The 6940-nt window shown below is 27.9% G+C and carries 8 protein-coding genes; 2 read left to right on the plus strand and 6 right to left on the minus strand.

What is annotated here, in order from left to right:
* Nucleotides 1-125 precede the first annotated feature (125 nt).
* The 3 genes from Q0037_RS05885 to Q0037_RS05895 form a co-directional block, all read right to left on the minus strand.
* Nucleotides 126-1382: a tyrosine-type recombinase/integrase gene (locus tag Q0037_RS05885; protein ID WP_297516609.1), complete on the minus strand. Its 1257-nt coding sequence runs from the start codon at nt 1380-1382 to the stop codon at nt 126-128.
* A complete protein-coding gene (locus Q0037_RS05890) occupies nt 1379-1636 on the minus strand; it encodes a hypothetical protein (RefSeq protein ID WP_297516611.1) in 258 nt (85 codons plus the stop codon). Before Q0037_RS05890 ends, Q0037_RS05885 begins: the two co-directional genes overlap by 4 nt.
* A 288-nt stretch (nt 1637-1924) precedes the next feature.
* The gene (locus tag Q0037_RS05895) at nt 1925-2653 is read right to left on the minus strand and encodes a hypothetical protein (RefSeq protein WP_297516613.1); all 729 of its coding nucleotides are present in this window, start codon (nt 2651-2653) and stop codon (nt 1925-1927) included.
* Between the two features lie 257 nt (nt 2654-2910).
* On the opposite strand from Q0037_RS05895, the gene Q0037_RS05900 reads away from it, so the two are divergent.
* Nucleotides 2911-3522: a hypothetical protein gene (locus tag Q0037_RS05900; protein WP_297516615.1), complete on the plus strand. Its 612-nt coding sequence runs from the start codon at nt 2911-2913 to the stop codon at nt 3520-3522.
* A 130-nt stretch (nt 3523-3652) separates the two neighbouring features.
* Complete coding sequence (locus Q0037_RS05905) at nt 3653-4105, plus strand: hypothetical protein (RefSeq protein WP_297516617.1); 453 nt, start codon at nt 3653-3655, stop codon at nt 4103-4105.
* A 333-nt stretch (nt 4106-4438) separates the two neighbouring features.
* Here the strand turns inward: Q0037_RS05905 and Q0037_RS05910 are convergent, their stop codons facing one another.
* From Q0037_RS05910 to Q0037_RS05920, 3 genes are all read right to left on the minus strand, one after another.
* Nucleotides 4439-5029: a tyrosine-type recombinase/integrase gene (locus Q0037_RS05910; RefSeq protein ID WP_297516619.1), complete on the minus strand. Its 591-nt coding sequence runs from the start codon at nt 5027-5029 to the stop codon at nt 4439-4441.
* A gap of 146 nt (nt 5030-5175) precedes the next feature.
* Nucleotides 5176-5883 (minus strand): hypothetical protein, encoded by a 708-nt coding sequence (locus Q0037_RS05915; RefSeq protein WP_297516621.1) that lies wholly within the window; start codon nt 5881-5883, stop codon nt 5176-5178.
* Nucleotides 5884-6035: 152 nt separating this feature from the next.
* A partial coding sequence (locus tag Q0037_RS05920) for an HNH endonuclease family protein (protein WP_297516622.1) occupies nt 6036-6940 on the minus strand: 905 nt, incomplete at its 5' end.

Genomic DNA, 6940 nt, shown 5'->3' on the forward strand with positions numbered 1-6940 from the left:
TTTTATTGGAAGTCACTCTTTTTTGTGTTTTATGGAGTAAGGAAATGGAGTAAGGAATTTTATTGTTTGATACCTATTTTTATTGAAAAAAGGACATAAAAAAATCCCCAAACGGGGATTTTCTTTTATTGTCCAAACACTTTAATGTTCAACATTCCTTTTTGAATAGTATCTAATATTGTTGGGTCTAAATAATGTTCCTTTAACACACCATCAGTTGAATGAGAAGTTAAAATCCTTGTATCAGTTCCCATAACCTGATTAACCCAACTTATATAAGTTTTACGGAGGTGTTTTAGAGATATATTTTTTGTAACACCCGACTTGTTTTTATAAAAAGTAAAAGATTTACTTAATGTATTCATTATTGTTAATACACTTTCATTCCTTTCAGGACACAAAATAAAATCTTTTGAAGTTTTTTTCTCCTCATAACCTATTTCATTTAATAAATCAAAAAGGTCTGAATTGATTGGTATATACTTATTAAAATCACCATCTATATTTTGATTTCTTTCTACCTTCTTATTCTTAATCATAAAAAAATAAGTGTCACCCGAATAATATATATCTGACCATCGTAAATCAACCACTTCTTCTCTTCTTCCACCGGTTAAAAGAAACAACTTAAATCCAAGTTTCAAATAATCACGATACATATTCTTAACCTCTCCTTTACCACCTAATTTTAGTAAGGAATCTGAACTATCAATAGAATCAAGTATTCTTTCAAATTCATCTTTTGTTATCGTCTCATTTATCGTTGTTAAAACGGATTTAGAATTATAAACAGAAAATGGGTTTTTCATATCAACTTTTTCAATCTCAATTAAAAAATTAAAGAAACTTTTAAGTGATATCATACACTTGTTGAAGGTTCGTGCTGAATAATGACTCTCCATTGATTCATAAAATCTTGAGACATCTTTAACAGAAACATCTCTTACTCTCATAATTTCAAAGTTATGATGACTCTTCAAGACATTACAAAATAATTTAATGAATCTTAATGATTCTTTACGATGACCTTCCGAAACTTTCTTAATTAAATGTTTAAGTTCGTATTCACCACTTAAAAATTGATTGTATTTAAGAATCGCACCAATCATAGTGTATTCTTTATTATCATTATCAGTAGATAAATCTCTATAATCATTAGATTTTAACTCCTTAATAATATCTATTGATTCCTTAACAGCGTCTTCGTAGTTTTTTGAAATCAATGTTTTTATTTTGGTTGAGTTTTTTGTGCCGGGAATATGGACAACAACTCTATAAAGTAAATCATCATTGTGATTACATTTAGGATTGTATTTTTTACACTTATTACAATAAATTTTCAACCCTTTTAGGTGGTTTTTTGGTAAAGTTAATTTTTTCATATAGATAGTAATTCTTGTAATAATTTTTCATCTTTTGACCCTCTTGTTTTAACCTTATATATAGGTTTATAAACAACTTCCTCGCCTATTTGAATCAATACTAAATTGTATATTGACTCACTTCTTGTTACACATTTATACATTTCTTTCCAATGAGCCGGATAATTTCTTCTCAAGTTAAGAGCGTATTCTTTTTCCAATTCGGTGAAAATTTCAACTTCATACACATAATATGATTTTGATATCTTATTCATAAAGATGTTTTTGGACTTTAACCATTTTTTTACCGCCGGAATAGAGTTCATCATTAGGAGATTTGATACATCACCTAAAGAGATTAAATTGGTTGAATTATAATAACTACTCATAATAATTGTGTAAATTTTCTTTTTGTTGTAACGACTAAAAACATATATATTTTTACATCATTACTTTTTCGGTAAAAAAACCAATCGTTAAAAGATTGGTGTTAATCACGATACAAAGATATAAAATAATAATACAATATTATATATGTTTTTAGAATTATTTTTTATTTATCATTAAAAATAACTATTAAGTTTCAAATATTCAATGACTTTTGGTTTAACAATCAGTTTGAATTTATCAGTTTTAACATCATCTGTTATGTCTTTTTCAGAACCAATATAGAAAGGTATGTATCTTGGACACCCACTTCGTCCGGGATATGGAAACCCCCATTTTATATTCGCAACTATCGCCTTGTAATTAGATTTAGTTTTATTCTTGGACAAATAAAATTCAGGGTTTAGCCGTGCAAATATTTCATCTTTTTTACTTCTTATTAAATCAAATGCTTCGGTTAGTTCCATATATTCATTCAACATATTATAATCTACAGGAAGAGGCAATGACTTTTCGTTAAAGTAATCTTTAATAGTTTCTTTAGATGCGAGTAACACACTTTGAGATTCTATATCCAAACCTAATTGTTTTGTAGTTCCAATGAATATAGGATGATACTTTAACTTCTTAATTTTATTTTGAATTGGAAACTTCCATTTTACTTGTGCGATTACACTATCGTATGTATTTCTATTCTTTACTATATGTAATGTGAAATGTGGATTTTCAAGGTAATTATTCTTTTCAATATTTAATTTGTGATTATCAAAATTATCAATTACTTCTTTACAATTGTTATGAAAGGAATTGTATTCCTGAATAAAAGTTTCGTAATCCCATTCAAGTCGTTGAGAGTTTAATATTTGATTTAATCTTCTTCTGAAGTAGGTGGGTATTTGTATCATACAAGATTGTTTAGCATAACAAAATTAAGCACTATTACTTTAATTGCCAAATAATAATGAAAATAATACAAAACAACCCCCTACCTCCGGGGGTGTTTAGCTGAAGGAATCCCGAGTCCCCTCCTGCCGGGTATCAAATCCTGTATTAGGGGGATAATGCCTTAAACATTGCAAAACACAAAAAAAAATTTTTGGGGTAAAATTGATAAAAACTTGACTTTTACCTTATATGATAATACTTATTACTAAAGAGTATAATGAAAAAATTAGAATCATATTTGGGGTTTGACATCAATTTAGATGATGAAGGAAATGTAGTAATAAACGATATGTGTGAATATCCGCAATTATCAAAAAATTGTCAGACCTTCTATAATAAGTTAGAGTTAATTAAGATTGATGAAAGTAAAATAACTTTCCCTATCCAATTAAAAGAGTGGGTTGTTACAATTTCCTCCACCGACAAAAAAACAATAATGGAATACTTCAAAATAGACGGAATAAAAAAGGTAGTTGAAGAAAATAAATCCAAACTAATAGATAAGGTTACTTTCGTCAAGGGGGAAATATACTATCCTAAAAAATCCAAATACCCTAAACTTGCGGTGCATTTTTATCAAGTTGTGGAAAAACAGGGGTTCCTTGTTGAAAATCCGAATGATTTAATTTATTACTTTGAAATATTTTATGACAACCCAAAACAATTCACACCAAAAAGAATTGCCGAACTTGAGAAGTTTGTAAATACTCAAGAACTTTTCCAAATCCCTTTTCTCCCGGTAGAATTAGTAAGGTTTGACAAGGATAACAACATAGCACCTTTTCAAAATCACGAGTTAGCAAAAAGCGCTTCAGAACTACCATTTTAATAGGTTTTATTGAACCTAATCAGATATAATTGTCTGGGAAACACCTATAGCAAACTATCCACTTTTGGTCAAAAATGATGATATTACCTACTTGGGGATTATCCCCATTATAATAAACAATCAAAAATATATGAAGAAGAGACAACTGAAGATAAAGTCATTTGTTAATGAACTTAAAAATAACCATCATTGGTATTTCATTACAATAGTATTTGACAACACAACTTACTTTCGCAGATTAAACAACATAAATGAGTTTTATAAACGACTATCCAATTCAAAAGCAAGTTTAACAGGTCACCCGTCAAATAGATTGTGGTGGAAACGAATAGTTCCATCAGGAATATACGAGCCATTATTAACCGACGAAAACTTGGAGTTAAATTTTATTATGACAACGAAATCAAAATTAAATGAGTTAGAATTAAGATGCCGTGCAAAGAAAATATGTCCTTATGTTTCAATTAAAATTAGTTATCAAGAAAATGAGGAATTAGATAAACTATCATCAAACACTTATTTCTCCTATCGTCAAAACATTCAATTGTTCGGAGATATAAAAAGATTAGATAGTGCCAAATAATGTTCCGGAGACAACCCGTTGTCTAATAACAAGTTTTACTTTATTTATTTTTCTAAAATCAGAACATTCAACAAAAGGTAAAAACTTATTCAAACATTCTTTCAAGTCCTTACACAACCTATCATATAGATACATATTTATTGAAGATTTAAGATTTATTGACACTATTTCTTCAATCAAATGAAAATCTGAATTTAATTTCTTATTCATTAAGTGTTGAGCCGGGTTAAGATAAAACACAAAGTCATAATTGTATTCTTTTTTCATTAACTGGTTCAACAACTTATTTATTATCTTACAATATACATCTTGATGGTTCATTTTATAATATAATTAAAAGGTCAAACAATCATAAACATTATGTATTTCATCTTTTGTAATCCCCAAGTATCGTTTAGTAATTCCCATATTAGAATGTCCAAACAACTCCATCAATAAAACTAAACTTTCATTTGAGTAATTATTTACTTCAACAACCCTTCTTCCGAGTGTTTTTCTGAAAGTATGGGTTGATACATTTCCTTTTACTCTTATTCTATACTTAATGAATAACTCTTTAAGTTTAACATTAACATAGGACTTATCTATACATTTAGTCCCATACTTGTTCAAGAATATAAATTCATCCTTATTGGTCACACCCGAAACATCATAAACTCTTTGAACAATTTCTTTCAAAGTAGAATTAACCTTTATACTTCTTTCTTTTTTGGTCTTCTTTTCAGTAAATAAAAAAATGTCGTTATCAAGGATATGGGAATATTTTAATGTTAGAAGGTCAGAAATTCTTAATGCGGTAAATACACCGATTGAAACTAACAAACAAAATTTATATTCTTTATCCTTCTCCAACCTAATTATTAAGGATATAAAGTCATTCCACTCAATGAATGAAGTTGTTGTATTCTGACCATCTCTACTCATAGTAATATTTTTGACAAAAGTAATAAAAAAACTTATACTTTTATTGAAAATACCCGATAGTATAAGTTAAAATATCATTAAAAACATAACTACTTGATAATCAATACATTTTAACTTATACTTATAACAAAAGTATAAGTTAAGAATTACTTTAATATTATAATTTCATTTTCTTCACGGGAATTGGTATAAGCAAAAACTTCCTCTTTTCTGACTAATCTTTCTTTAACAAAACCATTTTGACCAAATCTATCAGCAAACCAAATTGCTCTTTCTTTGTCCAAAGTATATGAATATCCATTTTCCCAATGGGAATAACCTCTATAAACAATAAATTCATTTTCAAGAGAATTAAAGAACTTAAGGTCTTTTTTACTCATAAAGTAATGTGAGTTGGATTTGTCTTTTAATAAATCATCCCACAATTCTTTGTTTTGAAATATATTCTCACTTCCCGTCCATAAAGAGGATAATATTTTCCAATATTTTTTTGACAACTTCTTTATTTTATGTTGTTTAACCAAATCCGAAAAGAATGTTACCCGAAAAGGTTTTTCTATTAAAAACAAGTAACTTTCAAATTCCTTGTTATTTTCAAATTCCTTTAATCTTTCTTTTTTTCTCATCAATTGATTATTGTAATATGAATTTGGCATCATACCTATATCACCAATCACCAACGGATGTTGAATTGACTTCCTGTTAAATAATCCTCCATCAATTATTGACGCTTTTAATTCCGGTAATAATTCTTCACTATCCGAATATTCTTCCTGAACTTTAATAATACCCTCTCTTAATAATTTTTCAATAAGTGGGTGTCTCTCTAATAATAATTTCTCAATTTCTTCCATAATTTATAATTGTTTATTTGTTATGTGAAATTGATAGGTAAATAAAATTTAAGAGTCAAATCTGCATTGAAAGTATTTCAAAAAAAATCCCCACATATAGTGGGGAAAAATATTTCAAGTTGCATCCGGTTAATTACTAACTAATAAATTAACTATTTTCTAATCTGACTTAAATCAATATCTAATATTACTTCTACCTGACCACAAAACCAATTCCATCTATCTATAATAGATTGTTCGTTCCACTGCTTGTTATAGGTATTATCATTATAATGATTAACTATATTTTGTGTTATTCTGAATGCTGTTATTCCTTCACTATCTTCAGCATAATACCCCTTTCCATTATATGCAATAATTTTCTTCTCAAAACTATAATTGCTCGCATCTCTATTTTTTTTACCACTTAATAAAGTAAGGTTACCACCTGTGTTAATCCAATTACTTATTGTGTCATTGCCTTCAAATTTAGTATTCCATTCCACATTACTTTTGTATGCTCGTGGTAATATATGTTCAACTTGAATTTTTGTGTCAGACATTTCAAAGAAATTCAAACTACTATCATCTGTTTGCTGATATTCTATCATAAATAATAATGGTTTACACCAAGATTCATAATATATATCACCTTTCAAATTCTCCGTAGCTCTTCTTATGGTATCATTTTGAGATAAATTGAGTTCTAACTCACTTTTAATAAATTCCAATGTTCTATTTTCTTTCAACCACTTAATAATATTGAAGGATGTTTGTTTAATCTTGGTTAGGGTAAACCCAGCAATCCAATTAAGATAATAATATCTTCTAAATAATTTCACAAACTCATTATATTCAGAATAGTTCTCTGTTAATGCGGTTAACAATATAGTTCTCCAATACATCCCCCAACTTATATAAAAGAAAGAATAAGTAAGTTTATCTTCTCTTTCATATATTTCACGCTTATAATTTTCAACAAATAATTTTACATTATTTATTATTTGATTTGAATCCTTTTCGCTAAACTGAATTACAAGTTCGTCATATAACGATTTTTTCGGGTTTTGAGCAAGGG

The organism is Flavobacterium sp. (assembly GCF_027482425.1).
In the GTDB taxonomy this organism is placed as follows: Bacteria; Bacteroidota; Bacteroidia; order Flavobacteriales; family Flavobacteriaceae; genus Flavobacterium.